The organism is Achromobacter sp., from assembly GCF_049647645.1.
GTDB lineage: Bacteria > Pseudomonadota > Gammaproteobacteria > Burkholderiales > Burkholderiaceae_B > Achromobacter.
In genome coordinates, this window is the sequence record NZ_JBARYB010000306.1 from 15231 (window position 1) to 33895 (window position 18665).

The window sequence follows — 18665 nt, forward strand, 5'->3', positions numbered from 1 at the left end:
AGGCATGCAAGCATCCTACACAGGCGGACGGAAGTCGTTCCCCGGATCACGGGGAGGAAGGGGCTTTATACGGAGCTTTAGGCGCCGCGCGTCAGAAGCGCGTGCTGCGGGTGACCGACCAGCGCGCCGACAGGGCGCCCAGCGCGGCCGAGGCGATCACCGCGCCGACCAGCACGGACGGGCCGGGCAGGTGCAGGGCGAACTCGGCCCCGTAGCTGCGGGCCAGTCCGACCAGGGCGTCGTTCAGTGGCGACAGCGCGACCGCCGCCACGCCTATGGCCAGAAGCGAGGCTACCGCGCCAGACAGCGCGCCCAGATACAGGAAGGGGCGCCGCACGAAGGATTCCGTGGCGCCCACCAGCCGGGCCACCCCGATCTCCTCGCGCTGCGAGAGCGCCTGCATGCGTACGGTGTTGAAGACGGTAGCCAGCACCACCACCGCCACGCAGGCGGCCAGGAAGCCCAGGCCGATGCGGGCAAAGCGCAGGATGGCCTCCAGGCGCTGCACCCAGGCGCTGTCCAACTGCACCAGGTCGACGTGATTCCATTGCTTCCAGGACGCCGCCAGCTTGTCGGCCCGGCCGGCCAGGTTGTCGCCGTCGGCCAGCGTCACCACCACCGCGTCCGGCAGTGGGTTGCCCGGCAGCACCGCCAGCGCCTGCTGCCACGCCGGGTTGGCGCGCAGATCCGCCAGGGCGTCCTCGCGGCCCACCACGCGCACGGCGCGGATGTCGTCCTTGTATTCGTCCTGGATGCGCTTGGCCACGTCCGCGGCGGCGCCCGTGGGGGCGTCCACGCGCATGAAGACGGTGACTTCGGGCGTGACCGACATCTGGCGCGCCACCGGCTGGACCGAGACCAGGATGGCGCTGCCCAGCAGCGGCAGGGCCAGGGCCAGGGCCATGACCAGCAGGTTGGCCAGGGATGAGAACGGTTGCTTGATCAGGCGGCGCAGGGTGACCAGGAGCGCATAGCGGTGTTGCCGCAGCCAGGCGTTCATGCGGATTCTCCAGGATAGGCCCGGCCGAGCGCGGCGCCCGGCTGCCCGGTGCCGGCTTGGCCTGCGCCAGTCTCAGGCTGGGCCGTCCCGGCGCCCTGGGAGTCGGCGAACTTGCCCGGGTCGATGCGCAAGGTGCGGGTGGCGTAGCGCGCCATGAGGTCCTGGTCGTGCGAGGCGATCAGCGTGGTCACGCCGACGCGGTTGAAATCGCGGAACACATTCATGATGCGCTGCGCGTTGTCGTGGTCGAGGTTGGCGGTGGGCTCGTCGGCGATCAGGATGGCGGGCCGGTTCACGATGGCCCGCGCGATCGCCAGGCGCTGCTGTTCGCCGCCGGACAGCTCGATCGGATTCAGGTCTTCCTTGCCCGACAGCCCCACCTTGTCCAGGGCGGCGCGGGCGCGCGCCGCGGCCGAGTTCCAGGCGTGGCCCGTGACCGCCAGCGGCAGCATGACATTTTCGAACGCTGTTCGATCGAACAGCAGGTGCGTATCCTGCAGGATCACGCCCACGGCGCGGCGCAGGTACGGCCGGGCGCGGGCGGGCAGCTTGTCCAGCCGCTGGCCGTTGACCTGGATCGACCCCCGGCTGGCGGGCTCCAGCCCGCCGATCAGCTTGAGCAAAGTGGACTTGCCGGCGCCGGACGGCCCGGATACGAAAACGAACTCTCCCGCGCTCACGCGGAAGTTGATGTCGGCCAGGATATTGCGGCCGCGACCATATGATTTGAATACGTGCTGGAATTCGATCATGGCGGCTGTCAGATGAAGCCGCAATAGTAACTCGGGGACACTAAGGTGGCCTAAACCGCCAGGAGGAGGCGCGGATAAATCTTTACGCGCAAGGCGTCCGGCAGCGTTTGTCGTGGCTCAAAGGGCGTCCCTTTTTTGTTGGGAAACAGCGTTTCATTTCATCCAGTGTCCCTATATTTCAAGGGAATTCCCGGATGCGCCGCGAGTGGCGCGGACGCTACCATCCGCCCCATGCGTGGACCCAACCCGGCCTGCGCGCGACTTCGCTTTATCCCACACGGAGAACACGATGAAAGTACTGAAACTCGCTGCGGTCGGCGCCGCTTTGTTCGCTGCATCCGCGGCTGCCAATGCGGGCGCAACCTTCGATAACGTCAAGAAAAAAGGGTTTGTCCAGTGCGGGGTTTCGACGGGCATCCCGGGGTTCTCCATCGCTGACAGCAAGGGCGAATACAAGGGTATCGACGTAGACCTGTGCCGCGCCATCGCCTCGACCATGTTCGGCGACGCCACCAAGGTCAAGTTCACCCCGCTGAACACGCAGCAGCGCTTCACCGCCCTGCAATCCGGCGAAGTGGACGTCCTCACCCGCAACACCACCGTCACGCTGACGCGCGACACGACGCTGGGCCTGATCGGCGTGGGCGTGAACTACTACGACAGCCAGGGCGTCATGGTCTCCAAGGACCTGAACGTCAAGAGCGCCAAGGAACTGAACGGCGCCACCATCTGCGTGCAGCCCGGCACCACCACCGAGCTGAACCTGGCTGACTGGTTCCGCGGCCAGAAGATCGAATTCAAGCCTGTCGTGATCGACAAGTACGACGAAATCATCCGCGCCTTCTCGGCCGGCCGCTGCGACGCCTTCACCACCGACAAGTCGCAACTGGCCTCCACCCGCACCACGCTGGAAAATCCGGACAAGTTCGTCATCCTGCCGGAAGACTTCTCCAAGGAGCCGCTCGGCCCCATGGTGCGCCAGGGCGACGAGCAATGGTTCAACATCGTGCGCTGGTCGCTCAACGCCATGCTCGAAGCCGAGGAATACGGCATCACCAAGGCCAACGTCGACGAAATGGCGAAGAGCCCCAATCCCAACATCCAGCGCATCCTGGGCGTGACCCCGGGCATGGGCAAGAACCTGGGCGTGGACGACAAGTGGGCCTACAACATCATCAAGAACGTGGGCAACTACGGTGAAAGCTTCGAAAACACGCTGGGCAAGAGCAGCGCGATGAAGCTGGAACGCGGCTTGAACGCTTCCTACAAGAATGGTGGCTTGATGTACGGCTGGCCGGTGCGCTAACACACGGCTGCCTGGAAAAACGGAGCCCGGCGCTCCGTTTTTCCTCTCCCGCCTGAGGGCGGGTGGCAGGAGTGGGTGGCGCGGCCTTGCCGGCTTCGCCGCCCGGTATTCCGACTTCTGTAGATTCACTCATGAATACTCCCAATAAAAGCGCGCCTGCATCGGCACCCCCCCGGCGTCTGAACTGGAACGATCCCGGGGTGCGCTCCGTGGTCTACCAGGTGCTGGCGTTGGCCGCCGTGGCCTGGGCCGTGTGGTTCCTGGTTTCAAACACGCTGCACAACCTGTCCGTGCGCAATATCGCCACGGGCTTCGGCTTCCTGCAACGCGAGGCCGGCTTCGCCATCGGCGAAACGCCCATCGCCTACACCCCCTCCGACACCTACGGCCGCGCCATCCTGGTCGGCCTGCTCAACACGCTGCGCGTGGCCGTCATCGGCATCGTGCTGGCGACGATACTCGGCACGCTCATCGGCATCGGCCGCCTGTCCAAGAACTGGCTGGTCGCCAAGATCACGTCGGTCTACGTCGAAGTGATGCGCAACGTGCCGCTGCTGCTGCAGCTGTTCTTCTGGTACGCGCTGATCACGGAAAACATGCCGGGTCCGCGCCAGGCGCACAACCCGCTGCCAGGCGTCTTCATCTCCAACCGCGGTCTGAAGGTGCCCGGCCTGGAGGGCAATTCGCTGGACTGGATGCTGGGCGGACTGGGCCTGGCCATCGTTGCAATCATCTTCCTGGGCCACTGGGGCAAGAAACGCCAGGAGGCGACCGGCCGGGTGTTCCCGCTGGGCCGCGCCGCCATCGGCCTGCTGATCGGCCTGCCCATCGTCGGCTGGCTGGCCAGCGGCGCTTCGCTGACCCTGGACATGCCGGTACTCAAGGGCTTCAACTTCTCGGGCGGCCTGACCTTGTCGCCGGAGTTTGCCGCTTTGATGGCGGGGCTGGTGGTCTACACCTCGGCCTTCATCGCCGAAGTGGTGCGTTCGGGCATCCAGGCGGTCAATACTGGCCAATGGGAAGCCGCCGGTTCGCTGGGCCTGCGCCGCAAGCAGGTGCTGCGCCTGGTGGTGCTGCCGCAGGCGCTGCGCGTGATCATTCCGCCGATGACCAGCCAATACCTCAACCTGACCAAGAACAGTTCGCTGGCCGTGGCCATCGGCTACCCCGACATCGTGTCGGTGGTGAACACCACGCTGAACCAGACCGGCCAGGCCATCGAGGGCATTCTCATCATCATGGGCGCCTACCTCACGGTCAGCCTGTCGATCTCGATATTCATGAACTGGTACAACAAGCGCATCGCGCTGGTGGAGCGTTGATATGAGCAGCACTACGCATATCCCCGCCGAAGGGCTGCCGCCGCCCAGCACCCACGTGGGTCTCTGGGCCTGGATCAAGTCGCGCCTGTTCTCGTCGCCGCTGAACATCCTCATCACGGTGCTGGTGGCCTGGTTTCTGCTGATGGCAGTGCCGGCGCTGGTGGAATGGGCCTTCATCAAGGCGAACTTCTCCGCGACCAACGCACAGGAGTGCCGTGCTTCCGGCGGCGCCTGCTGGGCCTTCATTATCGAGAAGCACCGGCTGATCCTGTTCGGCACCTATCCGTTCGACGAGCAATGGCGTCCGCTGATCGCGACCGTCATCCTGGTGGCGGTGATCGTCTGCAGCGGCATCCGCCGCTTCTGGAACTGGAAGCTTGCTGTCATCTGGACCGTGGGCCTGACGGCCGTGGCGCTCCTGATGTGGGGCGGCGTGTTCGGCCTGACCTACGTGGAAAACGCGCGCTGGGGCGGCCTGCCGCTGACGCTGATCCTGTCCACGTTCGGCATCGCCTTCGCCTTCCCCATCGGCGTGCTGCTGGCCCTGGGCCGGCGCTCCAAGATGCCCGCCATCAAGGCGCTGTGCGTCGTGTACATCGAGCTGATCCGCGGCGTGCCGCTGATCAGCCTGTTGTTCATGTCCTCGGTGATGCTGCCGCTGTTCCTGCCTGAAGGTTTCTCCATTGACAAGCTGCTGCGCGCGCAGATCGCGATCATCATGTTCGCGGCGGCGTACATCGCCGAAACCGTGCGCGGCGGCCTGCAGGCGATTCCCAAGGGCCAGTACGAAGGCGCGGATTCGCTGGGCCTGAACTACTGGCAGCAGATGCGCAAGATCATCCTGCCGCAGGCGCTGAAGATCGTGATCCCGCCGCTGGTCAGCATCTTCATCGCGCTGTTCAAGGACACCTCGCTGGTGGTGATCATCGGCATCTTCGACCTGACGCTGGCGGCCAAGGCGGCCTTGTCCGACGCGGCATGGCGCGGCTTCGGGGTGGAGGCGTACCTGTTCATTTCGCTCATCTACTTCGTCTTCTGCTTCTCCATGTCCAAATACAGCCAGGCGCTGGAAAAACGCCTGGCCACGGGACACGCACGCTAGAACTTTGCAGCGCGTCCGCCCCGGGCGGGCGCGCACCGCGATACTTACGGGAGTACAGGCATGTCTGATGCCATCATCAAATTGCAGGACGTGAACAAGTGGTACGGCCAGTTCCACGTGCTGCGCAATATCAACCTGGACGTCGCGCCGGGTGAACGCATCGTGGTGTGCGGGCCGTCGGGTTCGGGCAAGTCCACCATGATCCGCTGCATCAACCGCCTGGAAGAGCACCAGAAGGGCCACATCATCGTGGACGGCACCGAGCTCACCAACGACCTCAAGCACATCGAGACCATCCGCAAGGACGTCGGCATGGTGTTCCAGCACTTCAACCTGTTCCCGCACCTGACGGTGCTGGAGAACCTGACGCTGGGGCCCATGTGGGTCTTGAAGAAGCCGCGCGCCGAAGCCGAGGCGACGGCCATGAAGTACCTGGAACGCGTGCGCATTCCAGACCAGGCCAAGAAATTCCCCGGCCAGCTGTCGGGCGGCCAGCAGCAGCGCGTGGCGATCGCGCGTTCGCTGTGCATGAGCCCCAAGATCATGCTGTTCGATGAGCCGACTTCCGCGCTGGACCCGGAAATGGTCAAGGAAGTGCTGGACGTGATGGTCACCCTGGCCCAGGAAAGCGGCATGACCATGATCTGCGTGACCCACGAAATGGGCTTCGCGCGCAAGGTCGCCAACCGCGTGATCTTCATGGACCGCGGCGAGATCATCGAGCAGAACAGCCCCGACGAGTTCTTCGACAATCCGCAGAACGAGCGGACCAAGCTGTTCCTGAGCCAGATCCTGCACTGACCCCAAACCGCCTTCGGGCGGTTTTTTCATGCTGCGGCGGGGCGTTTGCGCGGGGTCAAGGGCCTGCGTTGTTCCGAGAACAGCCGGCGGTTCTGCAGGTATCTCTTTGTTACGCCGTGTTCCTTGCTGCGGTATGCTACTGACCGCTATTGATCCGAAGCGAGGAGAACAACATCATGACGCAGACCCCCCGCAGCGCTGTGCGCCGCGCCCTGTTGCAAGGCGCCGTGGCGCTGGCCGCCACCCTGCCTTTTGGCGCGCCCGCGCTGGCCCAGGCCACCGATTTCCCGACCAAGCCGCTGCGCTTCGTCGTGCCTTATCCGCCTGGCGGCCCGCTGGACACCATGGCCCGCATGCTGGCCGAGAAGGTGCGCGGCTCCCTGGGCCAGCCGGTCATCGTGGAGAACCGGTCGGGCGCGGGCGGCAATATCGGCGCCGACCTGGTGGCCAAGGCCCCGGCCGATGGCTACACGCTGGTGATGGGAGCGGTCGCGACCCACGCCATCAATCCCTGGCTGTTCGCCAATCTGCCGTATGACCCGGTGAAGGATTTTGCGCCGGTGACCATTGTGGCTTCGGTGCCCAATGTGCTGGTGATGAACGTTGAATTCGCCGAGAAGAACAAGATCGAGAAGCTGGCCGATCTGATCGACTATGCGAAGAAGAACCCGGGCAAGCTGAACTATGGTTCGGGCGGCAACGGCAGCGCGGGCCATCTGTCGGGCGAGCTGTTGAAGGCGCGTGCGGGGATCAATGTCGAGCACATTCCTTACCAGGGCGCGGCGCCTGCGCAATTGGCGCTGCTGTCGGGTCAGTCGGATTTCATGTTCGACAACCTGGCGGCTTCGGCTCCGCTGATCAAGGACGGCAAGGTGAAGGCGCTGGCCGTGACGACTGCCAAGCGTTCGTCGCTGCTGGCGGATGTGCCTACGGTGGAAGAGTCGGGGATCAAGGGCTTTGACCTGGGAACCTGGTTCGGCGTGTTCACGACGGGCGGCACGCCGGCGCCGGTCGTAGCCAAGCTGAACAAGGCTTACACGGAAGCGATGCAGCAGGCGGATGTGAAGCAGCGCTTGCTGACGATGGGGTCTGAGGCTGCGCCGATGACGCCTGAGGCGTTTGCTGAATTCGTGAAGGGTGAGAAGGCGAAGTATCAGGAGATTGTGAAGATCTCTGGGGCTAGCTTGAATTGAGTTTGTTTGCTTTCAGGGCGTCTTGAGCTGCTTGCAGTTTTGAGTTCTTGAGACGCCTGTCGCGTCGTCGCCCAGCGGTGTGCGGGGCTGCGATTGCGGTCCGGAGCGTTCGCTCCGGACTTCCCCTTCGTCATCTTCGTCACCGCCTGCGGCGGTTCCTTCAGATTCCCTCGGGCTTATCGACGCCCCGCACACCGCTGGGCGACGACGCGACAGGCTCCGGTGTTTGAATCGTGACGTCCGCTGGGGCGGGCGGCGTGCTTAGGGTTCTTGCCGTCATTGTTTGGTGATGGCGGGTCTTGCGGGGCCCGCCCCAGGCCGGCCGCGCGGGCGGCCTTTTTGGGGCTTACGCGATGTCTTGCGTCGTGGTGTTGCCTGGTGAGTCGTGTGTATCGTGAAGGCCGTGCAGGTGCAGGTGCAGGTGCCGGTGCAGGTGCCGGGGCTTGGTCGGGGCGCGGTTTTTCTTGGGGCTGTCACCACGAACGCGTCTCGTGATCTATGCTGATGGTCCTCCACCTATCGCCGAGGGCCGTCATGCACCTACAAGCTGCCATTCCCATCCTGCGTATCTTCTCCGTGGAGAAGGCGCGCGAGTTCTATCTGGATTTCCTGGGGTTCGAGTGGGACTGGGAGCATCGCTTCGAGCCTGGTCTGCCGCTGTACGCGCAAGTGCATCGCGGTGACCTGGTGCTGCACCTGAGCGAGCACCATGGTGATGGCACGCCCGGATCCGCGGTGTTCGTGCGGATGCGGGGCGTGGACGAGTTCCAGGCCGAGGTAAACGCAAAGGGTTATGGCTATATGCGGCCGGGCGTGGAAGAGATGCCGTGGGGGCGGGTGATGGATGTCATTGATCCGTTCGGCAATCGGCTGAGCTTCTGCGAATCGTCCGACTAGACGCCCTAGACCCCCTAGACGCCCAGATACCGCTGCGCCAGTTCCGGTTGCGCGGCGAGTTCCGCGGGGCTGCCCTGCCAGACGACGCGGCCTTTTTCCAGGACGTGGTGGCGATCGACCAAGGTGGCCATTTCCTTCAGGTTCTTGTCTATCACCAGGATGGTCTGGCCTTCTTCCTTCAGGCGGCGCAGGCAGTTCCAGATTTCCTGGCGGATCAGGGGGGCCAGGCCCTCGGTGGCTTCGTCCAGGATGAGCAGGCGCGGGTTGATGAGCAGGGCGCGGCCGACGGCGAGCATTTGCTGTTCGCCGCCGGACAGGGTGCGGGCGGATTGGGCGCGGCGTTCCTTCAGGCGGGGGAACAGGTCGAAGACGCGGCCCACATGCCAGCCTGCGCGGGTGTTGCGGGCGGTGGCGATCAGGTTTTCTTCCACCGACAGCGAGCCGAAGACGCGGCGGCCCTCGGGTACCAGGCCTATGCCGAGTTGGGCGATGCGGTGCGGCGCAAGGCCTTCTATGGGCTGGCCGTCGAGCAGGATGCTGCCGCCCTGCGCGGGCAGCATGCCCATGATGGTTTTGACTGTGGTGGTCTTGCCCATGCCGTTGCGTCCGATCAGGGATACGACCTGGCGCTTGGCGATGTCCAGGTCCACGCCGAACAGCACTTTGCTGGCGCCGTAGCCGCCCTGCAATTGTTTGACTTGCAGCATCAGTCCTCCTCGCCCAGATAGGCGGCGCGCACGTCCGGGTGGCGGCGCACCTCGTCGGGCGTGCCGGTGTAGATGGTCTTGCCGTAGACCAGCACGGTGATGCGGTCGGCCAGGGCGAAGACGGCGTCCATGTCGTGCTCGACCAGCAGGATGGCGTAGCGGCCCTTCAGCTCTTGCAGCAGCGCGGTCATGCGCTGCGATTCCTCGGCGCCCATGCCGGCCATGGGCTCGTCCAGCAGTAGCAGCGATGCATCCAGCGACAGCGCCATCGCCAGTTCCAGCTGCCGCTTTTCGCCGTGGGCCAGTTCCGATACGCGTACGTGGGCGCGCTCGCCCAGGCCCACGCGTGCCAGCGCCTGCCTGGCGGGCTGGCGCAGTTGGGGCAGGCGGCGGGCGTTTTTCCATAGGTTGAAGCCGCCGGGGCTGTGCGCCTGCACCGCCATGGCGACATTGTCCTCGGCGGTGAAGGCGGGGTAGAGCTGGCTGATCTGGAACGAGCGGGCCAGCCCGGCCGCGGGCCGCTTGTGGGCGGGCATGCGGGTGATGTCGTGGCCGTCGAGCAGGATGGCGCCCGCATCCGGCAGGATTTCACCGCTGATCTGCGACAGCAGCGTGGTCTTGCCGGCGCCGTTGGGGCCGATGAGGGCATGCAGTTCGCCGGGACGGACTTGCAGATTGACGCCTTGCGTCGCCCGCACGGCGCCGAAGGATTTTTGCAGCTCGCGGATTTCAAGCTTGGAATGATCAGTCATGGTGCTTGCCTCCCACCAGCCAGCCATAGACGCCGCGCTTGCCGAACAGCACCACCAGCACCAGCACGGGGCCCAGGATCAGCATCCAGTGTTCCGTCCACGCGGTGGCGACCTGTTCCAGGCCCAGGTACACCGCCACGCCCAGCACGGGACCGAAGATCGAGCCCATGCCGCCCAGGATCACCATGGCCATGAGTTCGCCGGACTTCTGCCAGGCCGACATGTCGGGACTGACGAAGAGCGCGTAGTTGGCCCACAGCGCTCCCGCCAGGCCGGTGCCCGCGGCCGACAGCACGAAGGCGGTGAGGCGGTAGCGCAGCGGCGCGAGGCCCAGGCCGATGCTGCGGCGCGGATTTTGCTTGATGCTTTGCAGCGCCATGCCGAAGGGCGAATTGACGATGCGGCGGCATGCCAGCACCCAGGCCGTCATCAGCGCCAGGCAGACGTAGTAGAAGGTGGTCGGATCATTCATGTCCAGGCCGGGCAGGGTGTTGCGCGCGTCGATGGACAGGCCGTCGTCGCCGCCATAGACCATCAGGCCGACCAGGATGAAGTACAGCATCTGCCCGAACGCCAGCGTGATCATGATGAACTGCACGCCCGAGGTGCGCAGCGACAGGAAGCCCACCGCCAGGCCCGCCAGCGCGGCGCCGGCGACAGCCAGCGGCCACATGACCAGCGCCGCGTTGCTGCCGCTCCAGCCGAACAGCGTATCGCCTTGCGTCAGGTGAAAGCCTGCGATGCCGATGACGTAGCCGCCCAGTCCGAAGAAGGCCGCATGGCCGAAGCTGACCATGGCGCCGTAGCCCAGGATCAGGTCCAGGCTGACGGCGGCAATGGCGTAGATGAGGAAGCGGGTCATCAGGTTGATCAGGAAGCTCTCGCCCGTGGCCGAGGCGATGGCCGGCACCAGGACGAACAGCAGCAGTCCGATCGTGTTGACGATGATTTTTCTGGTCATGGATATCGTTCCTATCGCTGCGCGGGCACCAGGCCGCGCGGCTTGAACAGCAGCACGATGGCCATCAGGATGTAGATGCTGGCCGAGACCAGGCTGGAGCTTGCCGAATCCGACAGCTCCGGCGGCAGCAGCCGCGACATCCAGAACGGAATGTAGGCGCGTCCTAGCGCATCGGTCATGCCTATCATCAGCGAACCGACCAGCGCGCCGCGCACCGACCCCACGCCGCCCACCACGATGACCACGAAGGTGGTGATCAGGATGCGCTCGCCCATGCCGATCTCCACCGCCAGCAGCGGCGCTGCCATCACGCCAGCGAAGCCGCAGAGCAGCGCGCCCAGCGTGAAGATGAGCGTGAACAGGCGCTGGATGTTCACGCCCAACGCGTCGACCATTTCGCCATCGTCGGCGCCGGCGCGCACCAGCATGCCGACGCGAGTGCGGGAGATCAGCAGCCACAGCCCCAGCGCCACCAGCACGCCGGCGCCGATGAAGGCCAGTCGCATCAGGGGATAGTTGAGGCCGGGCAGAAGCTCCACGGAACCCGACAGGAACGGCGGGATGTCCATGAAGGGCGGGCTGCGGCCGAACAGCACGGTCACCATCTCGTTGGTGAACAGCGTCAGGCCCAGCGTGGCCAGCACCTGGTCCAGGTGATCGCGGCGGTACAGGTGGCGGATCACCAGCAGCTCTACCACCAGGCCGTAGAGCGCCGCGCCGGCCAGCGCCGCCAGCAGCGCAGCGACGAAAGAACCGGTGGCGGCGGCCGCGCTGGCGGCGCAGAATGCGCCGACCATGTAGAACGAGCCGTGCGTCAGGTTGATGACGTTCATGATGCCGAACACCAGCGTCAAGCCCGCCGACAACAGGAACAGCAAAGCGCTGTACTGCAGGCCGTTGAGGACCTGCTCCAGGAACATCAGCATGGGGACTCCTTGTGGAGTGGCCGGCGCCCGGCGGAATGCGCGCAATCCGCCGGGCGCGGCGCGGACTTACATCTTGCAGTCGACGGCGTGCACGTCGGTGTGGTCGCGGGCGATGACTTTCAGGTTCTTGTAGACCAGCTTGCCGTCGGGGCCGGCTTCGATGTGCAGCAGATACCAGTCCTGGATCGGATGCTGGTTGGGGCCGAACTTGAACTTGCCGCGCACGCTGGGGAAGTCCGCGCGGCGCAGCGCGTTGCGGAAATCGTCGGTGCGGCCGGTGATGTCGCCGTTCACGGCCTTCAGCGCGGAGCCGATCAGGTTGGCGGTGTCGTAGGCCTGGGCCGCATAGGCGGTGGGCGCGCGGTTGTAGGCCTTGGTGAAGGCGTCGACGAAATGCTTGCTCTGCGGATTGTCCAGATCGGCGCTCCACAGCGAGCTCAGGTAGAAGCCCTTGCCCGCGTTGCCGGTCGCCGCCAGCATGCGGTCGTCCATCGAGTAGATGGGCGTGATCATGCGGATCTTGTCGGCCAGGCCGGAGTTGGCGAACTGCTTGGTCAGGTTGATGCCGGCGCCGCCCGGATGGAACTGGAAGATGGCGTCGGGGTTGAGCGAGCGGATGCGCGCCAGCTCCACCGAGAAGTCGGCCTGCTCCAGTTTGGTGTAGATCTCGTCGGCGATCTCGCCCTTGTAGGTGCGCTTGAACCCGGCGACCGCGTCGCGTCCGGCCTGGTAGTTGGGCGCCATGATGACCACGCGCTTGGCGCCCAGTTCGTTGGCCGCCAGGCCGGCGGTGTCGGCGTAGGAATCGTTCTGGAACGCCACCGAGAAGTAGTTGGGGTTGCAGGCCTTGCCGGCGTAATTGGAGGGGCCGGCGTTCAGGCTGACGTAGAAGGCGCCCGCGTTCAGCACGGTCGGGCCGACGGCCGCCATGACGTTGGAGAAGTTGATGCCGGTGAACAGCCGCACGCCGCCTTGCACCATCTTGTCGGCGATCTGCTTGGCGTTGGCGGGCTTGAGCGCGTCGTCCTCGACCCGCACGTTGACCGGCACGCCGCCCAGCTTGCCGCCGCCTTCCTTCACCGCCAGCATGAAGGCGTCGCGCTCGTCTTCGCCGATGTAGCCGGCGGGCGTGGACAGCGTGCCGATGAAGCCGATGTCCACCGGCTTCTGCTGCGCGCCGGCCGCGAACGCGGCCAGTGCAAGCGTGAAGGCGGCGGTGCCGCGGATTGCGGTTTTTCTCATGGTTGTCTCCTTGGGTGCCTGCATTTTTTCTATAGTGAGGAATGCCCCGCGAGGCAGTTTTCCACCTTCCAGCCGTACAGCCACTGCAACGCGTCGTAGAACTGGGACTGGCTGCGGCCGGTCCACAGCATGTTGCGCACGGTGCGTTCCACGCCCCGCGCGTGATACAGCCGGCCCATCTCCCGCGTCGACCACACCACGCGCGCGCTGCGCGGGATGCGGATGGATTCGTACAGGCGGAACGCGGCTTCCAGGTCGTGCCCGCAATGCTCTACGGCCTCGCCCAGCGTCACTGCGTCTTCCAGCGCCATGCAGGCGCCTTGGGCCATGTATTGCGTCATGGGGTGGGCGGCATCGCCCAGGATGGTGACGCGGCCCTGGCCCCAGTGTTCGACCGGCTCGCGGTCGGCGGTGGCCCAGCGCTTCCAGGAAGTGGGGCGGTCCAGCATCTGGTGCGGGCGCGGGTGTATGCCCTGGAAGTAGGACAGCACTTCTTCCTTGCTGCCTTCGCGTACGCCCCATTCTTCCTGTTCGCGGCTATGGAAGGTCACCACCAGGTTGTATTGCTGGCCGCCGCGCAAGGGGTAGTGCACCAGATGGCAATGCGGACCGGCCCACAGCACGGGGGCGTTGATGCGCAGTTCCTCGGGCATGTTGTCGCGCTCGACCACGGCGCGGTACACCACGTGGCCCGTCACGCGCGCCGGGTCGCCCACCATGCGCTCGCGGATCACGGACTTCACGCCGTCCGCGCCCACCACTGCGTCGGCGCGGTAGCGCTTGCCCTGCGTGTCTACCACGTCCACGCCCTTGTCGTCCTGCGACATGGAGGCGATCTGGGTGGAGGTGCGGAAGCTGATCAGCGGGTTCTGCTGCACGGCTTCCAGGATGGACAAATGGATGTCGGCGCGGTGGATCACGGCATAGGGGCCGCCGAAACGCTCGCGGAAGGCCGCGCCGGTATCGATGCGCACCACTTCCCGGGCGTCCACCGCGTCCATCATGATGATGTGGTCGGTGAACACGGCACGGTTGCGCGCGGTTTGGCCCACGCCCAGGGCGTCCAGCGCCGCGAAGGCATTGGGGCCAAGCTGGATGCCGGCGCCGATCTCGCCGATGTGGGCGGCCTGTTCCAGCAGTTGCACGGCGATGCCTTGCCGGGTCAGCGCCAGTGCAGCGGCCAGGCCGCCGATGCCGCCGCCCACCACGATCACGGATTTTCCTGTCTGCCTTGCGTTCATGCGTGGCCTCCGAGCCGTTTAGTCCTGGCGGCTCACTTGGCGTAGTCCGGTTGCTGGGCGGGAGCGGCCCGCTGGAAGGCGGGCTGCGCGTTGCAGTGTTCGTACACACGGAGTGCGCGCGGATAGGGGGAAAGATCGCAGCCCATGCGCTGGGCGTTCGCCACTTGCGGTACCAGGCAGCAGTCCGCCAGCGTGGGCGCGTCGCCGTAGCAGTAGGCGCCGTGGCCGTGGCGGACCAGCAGCGCTTCCACGGCCGTCATGCCTGCGTGGATCCAGTGGTGGTACCAGGCGGTCTTCTGTTCCTCGCTGGCGCCCAGCACGTCTTGCAGATAGCGCAGGATGCGCATGTTGTTGACCGGATGGATGTCGCAGGAGATGGCGTCCGACAACTCCAGCACGCGCGCTCGCTCCACCGTGCCGGCCGGGATCAGGCGCGGTTCGGGATGGGTGGCGTCCAGGTAGTCGATGATGGCCAGCGACTGCGACAGCTGGATGTCGCCATCGATCAGCAAGGGCACGCCCGCCGAGGGGTTCTTGGCCACATAGTCGGCGGCGCGCTGTTCCTGCCTGCGCAGGTTCACGGGCAGGTACTCGTAGGGCAGGCCCTTGAGCGCCAGCGCGATGCGCACTCGGTAGGAGGTGGAACTATTGAAGAAGCTGTGCAGTTGCATGCGGTTTCCTGGATGGGTCACGCAATCTGCACGCTGAGCGTGCCCAGGCCATCCACGCTGCCGACCATCTTGTCGCCGCGCACCACCGGCCCGACGCCTTCGGGCGTGCCGGTATAGATCAGGTCGCCGGGTTCCAGGCGGAAGTACTTGGAGAGATCGGCGATGGTTTCAGCGACGGACCAGATCAGCTTGCCGATGTTGCTTCTTTGCTTGTCGACGCCGTTGACCTGCAGCCAGATGGCGGCCTGGTTGATGTTCTGGACCGAGTCGGCCGGATGCAACGGGCCGATGGGAGCGCTCAGGTCGTAGGCTTTGCCCAGCTCCCAGGGGCGTCCCGCCCCGCGCATTTTCATCTGCAAGTCGCGGCGGGTCATGTCCAGACCGACTGCGTAGCCCCACACGTGTTGCAGCGCTTGCTCAACGGAAATGTTGTCGCCGCCCTTGCCGATAGCGGCGACCAGTTCGATTTCGTAGTGCAGGTTGTTGGTTTGGGTTGGATAGGGCAGCGATAGGGTGCTGCCTTCGGCCACTGGCACGACGGCATCGGCCGGCTTGCAGAAGAAAAACGGGGGTTCGCGGTCGGGGTCGAAGCCCATTTCGCGGGCGTGGGCGGCGTAGTTGCGGCCGACGCAATAGACGCGGCGCACGGGGAAACTATCCTGGCTGCCGGCGATGGGCACGGCGACGGGGGCGGCGGGATCGAAGACGAAAGACATGGGTCACCTTTGATGAATACGGGGCGAGGCCCGGCGTGGCCCCGACCTGGAACGGAAGAAGAAGGAGAGCGCCGGCTTCAGGCGACGCGCGCTTCGCGCCAAACGCCCAGCGCGTCCTGCACGGGGCGGTCCGAATAACTGAACAGGGTGGCATCGTTCAGCGCCGCCAGTTGCACGGGCTGCCAGGACGGGGCGACGAAGACGTCGCGCGGGCCGAAGTGGAATTCCTGGTCGCCGATGCGGGCGGTGCCGCGGCCTTCGACCACGCTGTAGACGGTGGAGTCGGAGCTGCGGTAGGTCTTGCCCTGGAAGCCGGCGGGCAGGAACTGCATGAAGGTCGCCATGGTCGGCATGGGATAGCCGCCGGTGGCCGGATTCAGGTAGCGCAGCTTCACGCCGTCCCAGGGATCCAGTTCGCCATGGCGGTAGAGCTGGTCCAGCGCCTCGCGGCTGCGTTCGTAGGGGTAGTTGAATATGGGCGAAGTGCCGCTTGCGGTTTGGTGGCGCACGGGCACCATGTTGTGGCCGTAACGCGCCATGCTGTTGCCCTCGGGGCGGGTCACGGGCTGCGTGGCCGACGGGTAGTTTTCGGCGAAGCCCGCGTCCAGGAAGCGCAGTAGCGGAATATCCAGGCCGTCTAGCCAGATCACGGGCTCGCCGCCTTCGGAGGTCTCGGCGTTGCCATGGTCATGCCAGGTCCAGGACGGCGTGATGATGAAGTCGCCGGGATGCATGGTGGTGCGCTCGCCGTTCACGGCGGTGTAGGCGCCGCGGCCTTCGACGATGAAGCGCAGCGCCGACTGCGTATGGCGGTGGCTGGGCGCGATTTCGCCGGGCAGGATCAGCTGCAGGCCTGCGTACAGGCTCTGGGTGATGCTGGACTGGCCGGGCAGGCCGGGATTTTCCAGGATGAGCACGCGCCGCACGGCTTCTTCCGCCGAGATCAGCGAGCCGGACGCCATGACGTCGTTGCGCACGTCCTCGTACTTCCAGATGGCGGGGACGCAACGCGGTGCGGGTTCGGGCGGCACCAGGTTGTGCAGCGATTCCCACAGAGGGGCCATGTGCTTCTTGGCGATGCGTGCGTAATAGGTGGCGCGATCCGCGCCGGGGGGATGAGCGTCTTGCATGCTTGTCTCCGGAATATCCGGCTGGCGCCGGTTTCGCGTGGCCGCCGCGTGGTTCGCGGCTGGTTCTGGTATGGAGACGATTATGCGTACGGAGCTATGTGTTTTGAAATGAAATTATCTTATTATCCATATCAATAAAAATATACTTAGACGAGACGAGGGGCTTCATGGACTGGACCCACCGGTTGCGCCTGCGCAACCTGAAAATGCTGCTGAGCCTGGCCCAAACGCGCAATATCAGCCATTCGGCGGCGATGCTCAATACGACTCAGCCAGGCTTGTCCAAGTGGCTGAAGGATCTGGAAGACGATATCGGGCTGCCGTTGTTCGAAAGGCACGCGCGCGGCTTGCGACCGACGCCGCATGGCGACGTGCTGATCGTGCATGCCCAGCGGGTGGAGGCGCAGCTGGACCGCGCTGGCGCCGACATGGCGGCGTTGCGCGAGGGCGGCGGCGGCCGGGTGGTGATAGGCGCGTCTGGCGCGTCGGCGTCGGACACGGTGCCGCTGGCGGTGATGAAGCTGCTGGAGCGCATGCCGCAGGCCCGGGTGAAGCTGGTGGAGGGTACGACCGACCGCCTGCTGGCGCAGTTGGCGCAGGGCGACCTGGACATCGTGGTGGGACGTTCCGCGCCCGAGCATCATGATCCGGCGATCCGCTTCGAGGCCTTATACCTGGAACCCATCCACCTGGTGGCGCGGCCGCGCCATCCATTGTTCGCGATCGAGCAGCCGTGCTGGCCGGACCTGCTGTCCTACCGCTGGATCCTGTGGCCCAAGGGCACGCCCATCCGCAATGCGGTGGACGCAGCGCTGGCCGCGGCGGGGCAGGCGCCGCCGCCGGACCACGTTGAGTCCAATTCGGTCACCGTCAATCTCACGTTGATCAACAACAGCGACATGATCGGCGTGGCTTCGCATCGGGCGGCGCTGCGGTTTTCGCAGATGCGGGCGATGCGGATCATTCCGGTGCGGCTGTCGGGATTCGGATCGGTGGCGATGTACTGGCGCGAGGATGCTTTCCGGCCGCTTGCGGTGGAAGAGGCGATGGCGGCATTGCGGAGTACGGTGGCGGAACACGCGCCGGGCGCGGCGAGAGAGTGATGGACGCGCCGCGAGCGGGGCTGAACGCGTTGATCGCGCAGTGCCGCAAGCTGGAGGCGGCGTTGCAGCAGCAGGACCAGCCCGCCATGTCGGCGGCGCTGCATCGCTTCGTGGCGGATATGGATGCGCGTCGCGCGCCGCCTGGAATGTGGTCGCCGCTGGTGCTGGCGGTGCTGGTGATGACTGGCGGACTGGGCGTTGGGATAGGCATGCTGAGCCTGTTGCTAAGCGGCGCGGGGCCGGCGCTGGCGGCGTTTGCCTTGGTGCTGGTTTGCGCGGCGACGGCCTTGGCGTTGGCTATCGGCGTGGTGGCGTTCATGGGCGGGCACGCGTTCGGGCTGGTGGTGCTGAAGCGGCTGGCCTTGGGGTTGATCGCTGTTGGATTTCTGGGGGGGATTGCCTGGACGCAGGGGGATTTGCGGGCGGTGGGGCCTGTGGTGGCTTTGCTAGGCGGGTTGGGGGCTTGGCTGGTGCTTAACAGCAATGGGTTTTATGTGTTTGCTGGGTATCAGATGGCTCGTCGGTATATGGAGCGGGGAGGGTGAAGACTGCCCCTGCCTCATCCTCGTCACCGCCTGCGGCGGTTCCTTCGGATTCCGTTGGGCTTATCGACGCTCCGCGCCCCGCAGGCCACCGACGCGACAGGCTCGGCTGGTTGAATCTTCACGGGCGCTGGGGCGGGTGGTGTGCTTGGCGTTCTTGCTGGCGGTAGGGGCGGTGGAAGATTTTGCGGAGCCCGCCCCAAAAGGCCGCGCGGGCGGCCTTTTGGGGCTTACGCTTTGTCTTGCGGTTGCGGTTGCGGTTGCCTGCCCTGTTGCCTTTGCCGCTGCCTTTGCTTTTTGC

General features: G+C 65.5%; 19 protein-coding genes. 8 read left to right on the plus strand and 11 right to left on the minus strand.

The window, feature by feature from the left end; all coding sequences use genetic code 11:
• Positions 1-91: 91 nt before the first annotated feature.
• On the minus strand, positions 92-1000 hold the full coding sequence (locus WBB14_RS34495; RefSeq protein ID WP_424243734.1) for a cell division protein FtsX: 909 nt from the start codon (positions 998-1000) through the stop codon (positions 92-94).
• On the minus strand, positions 997-1752 hold the full coding sequence (locus tag WBB14_RS34500) for a cell division ATP-binding protein FtsE (RefSeq protein ID WP_424243735.1): 756 nt from the start codon (positions 1750-1752) through the stop codon (positions 997-999). The genes WBB14_RS34495 and WBB14_RS34500 overlap by 4 nt, the downstream gene beginning before the upstream one ends.
• 289 nt (positions 1753-2041) lie before the next feature.
• Here WBB14_RS34500 and WBB14_RS34505 point away from each other — a divergent pair, with 289 nt between their 5' ends.
• From WBB14_RS34505 to WBB14_RS34530, 6 genes are all read left to right on the plus strand, one after another.
• A complete protein-coding gene (locus WBB14_RS34505) occupies positions 2042-3058 on the plus strand; it encodes an amino acid ABC transporter substrate-binding protein (RefSeq protein ID WP_013396509.1) in 1017 nt (338 codons plus the stop codon).
• A 131-nt stretch (positions 3059-3189) separates the two neighbouring features.
• Positions 3190-4380, plus strand: a complete 1191-nt coding sequence (locus WBB14_RS34510) for an amino acid ABC transporter permease (RefSeq protein WP_424243736.1) — start codon at positions 3190-3192, stop codon at positions 4378-4380.
• Position 4381: 1 nt separating this feature from the next.
• Positions 4382-5482 (plus strand): amino acid ABC transporter permease, encoded by a 1101-nt coding sequence (locus WBB14_RS34515; protein WP_424243737.1) that lies wholly within the window; start codon positions 4382-4384, stop codon positions 5480-5482.
• Positions 5483-5542: 60 nt separating this feature from the next.
• The gene (locus tag WBB14_RS34520) at positions 5543-6283 is read left to right on the plus strand and encodes an amino acid ABC transporter ATP-binding protein (RefSeq protein ID WP_173144228.1); all 741 of its coding nucleotides are present in this window, start codon (positions 5543-5545) and stop codon (positions 6281-6283) included.
• 176 nt (positions 6284-6459) lie between these two features.
• The gene (locus tag WBB14_RS34525; RefSeq protein ID WP_424243738.1) at positions 6460-7476 is read left to right on the plus strand and encodes a Bug family tripartite tricarboxylate transporter substrate binding protein; all 1017 of its coding nucleotides are present in this window, start codon (positions 6460-6462) and stop codon (positions 7474-7476) included.
• Positions 7477-8010: 534 nt separating this feature from the next.
• A complete protein-coding gene (locus WBB14_RS34530; RefSeq protein WP_207468043.1) occupies positions 8011-8373 on the plus strand; it encodes a glyoxalase superfamily protein in 363 nt (120 codons plus the stop codon).
• Between the two features lie 14 nt (positions 8374-8387).
• Here WBB14_RS34530 and WBB14_RS34535 read toward each other — a convergent pair whose 3' ends face one another.
• The 9 genes from WBB14_RS34535 to gtdA form a co-directional block, all read right to left on the minus strand.
• A complete protein-coding gene (locus WBB14_RS34535; RefSeq protein ID WP_424243739.1) occupies positions 8388-9080 on the minus strand; it encodes an ABC transporter ATP-binding protein in 693 nt (230 codons plus the stop codon).
• Positions 9080-9832 (minus strand): ABC transporter ATP-binding protein, encoded by a 753-nt coding sequence (locus WBB14_RS34540; protein WP_424243740.1) that lies wholly within the window; start codon positions 9830-9832, stop codon positions 9080-9082. The genes WBB14_RS34535 and WBB14_RS34540 overlap by 1 nt, the downstream gene beginning before the upstream one ends.
• The gene (locus WBB14_RS34545) at positions 9825-10793 is read right to left on the minus strand and encodes a branched-chain amino acid ABC transporter permease (RefSeq protein ID WP_424243741.1); all 969 of its coding nucleotides are present in this window, start codon (positions 10791-10793) and stop codon (positions 9825-9827) included. Before WBB14_RS34545 ends, WBB14_RS34540 begins: the two co-directional genes overlap by 8 nt.
• An 11-nt stretch (positions 10794-10804) precedes the next feature.
• Positions 10805-11719, minus strand: a complete 915-nt coding sequence (locus tag WBB14_RS34550) for a branched-chain amino acid ABC transporter permease (RefSeq protein ID WP_424243742.1) — start codon at positions 11717-11719, stop codon at positions 10805-10807.
• 66 nt (positions 11720-11785) lie between these two features.
• Positions 11786-12961, minus strand: a complete 1176-nt coding sequence (locus tag WBB14_RS34555) for an ABC transporter substrate-binding protein (protein ID WP_424243743.1) — start codon at positions 12959-12961, stop codon at positions 11786-11788.
• Positions 12962-12990: 29 nt separating this feature from the next.
• A complete protein-coding gene (locus WBB14_RS34560; protein WP_424243744.1) occupies positions 12991-14202 on the minus strand; it encodes a 3-hydroxybenzoate 6-monooxygenase in 1212 nt (403 codons plus the stop codon).
• Between the two features lie 32 nt (positions 14203-14234).
• Positions 14235-14873: a maleylacetoacetate isomerase gene (maiA, locus tag WBB14_RS34565; protein ID WP_424243745.1), complete on the minus strand. Its 639-nt coding sequence runs from the start codon at positions 14871-14873 to the stop codon at positions 14235-14237.
• A gap of 17 nt (positions 14874-14890) precedes the next feature.
• Positions 14891-15589, minus strand: a complete 699-nt coding sequence (locus WBB14_RS34570; RefSeq protein ID WP_424243746.1) for a fumarylacetoacetate hydrolase family protein — start codon at positions 15587-15589, stop codon at positions 14891-14893.
• Between the two features lie 77 nt (positions 15590-15666).
• Entirely contained in the window at positions 15667-16719 is a 1053-nt protein-coding gene (gene gtdA, locus WBB14_RS34575; protein WP_424243747.1) for a gentisate 1,2-dioxygenase, read from the minus strand.
• Positions 16720-16886: 167 nt separating this feature from the next.
• Between gtdA and WBB14_RS34580 the strand changes: the two genes are divergently transcribed.
• On the plus strand, positions 16887-17822 hold the full coding sequence (locus tag WBB14_RS34580) for a LysR family transcriptional regulator (RefSeq protein WP_424243748.1): 936 nt from the start codon (positions 16887-16889) through the stop codon (positions 17820-17822).
• Positions 17822-18367 (plus strand): hypothetical protein, encoded by a 546-nt coding sequence (locus WBB14_RS34585; protein WP_424243749.1) that lies wholly within the window; start codon positions 17822-17824, stop codon positions 18365-18367. The genes WBB14_RS34580 and WBB14_RS34585 overlap by 1 nt, the downstream gene beginning before the upstream one ends.
• Positions 18368-18665: the final 298 nt, after the last annotated feature.